The sequence below is a fragment of the Aeoliella straminimaris genome (assembly GCF_024054565.1).
Lineage (GTDB): Bacteria > Planctomycetota > Planctomycetia > Pirellulales > Lacipirellulaceae > Aeoliella > Aeoliella straminimaris.
On the sequence record NZ_JAMXLR010000057.1, the window covers coordinates 1 to 599 of the forward strand.

The 599-nt window shown below is 57.8% G+C and carries 1 protein-coding gene; it reads left to right on the forward strand.

The annotated features are described in order from the left end of the window. Positions 1–599: transposase (locus tag NG895_RS16755; RefSeq protein WP_252853680.1), on the forward strand; the 599-nt coding region annotated here is incomplete at both ends.

Here is a 599-nt window from a genome sequence, read left to right on the forward strand (position 1 = left end):
GCTGCGGGGCCATGGAATCCAAGTCCCCAAAGCATTCGGTCTCTGGACAAAGAAGGGCCTGCATTGGCTGACCAAACAGGAATTCGACGACTCGGATGCTCTGCAGAGAGATCTCTGGCTCGACGAATTGGAACTCCTCACCAAACAGATCGCTCGAATGGAACAAGAACTCGATCGGATTGCCTCGGCCTCTCCAGGTGTGGCCCTGCTACAAACGATCCACGGCATTGGTCCACGCACCGCCGAGGCGATCGCCGCCTATATCGACGACCCACAACGCTTTCGAAACGCCAAAGCAGTCGGGGCATACTTCGGACTAGTTCCAGGACAAGACCAGTCGGGCACAACTAACCGACTGGGCCACATCACCAAGGAGGGACCTGCTACAGTTCGCAAGCTGCTGACCGAAGCGACCTGGCACGCCATCCGGCTCAGTCCAACAATCAGGGCCCTATTCGAACGAATCCACCGCGGCGATCGTGAGCGTCGTAAGATCGCACTAGTGGCGACGAGCCATGCGCTCGTCCGAGCGATGTATGCGATGCTGAGAGACAACCAGCCCTGGCGTGAAACATTCCAACAAGAAGCTGCTCCTGCCT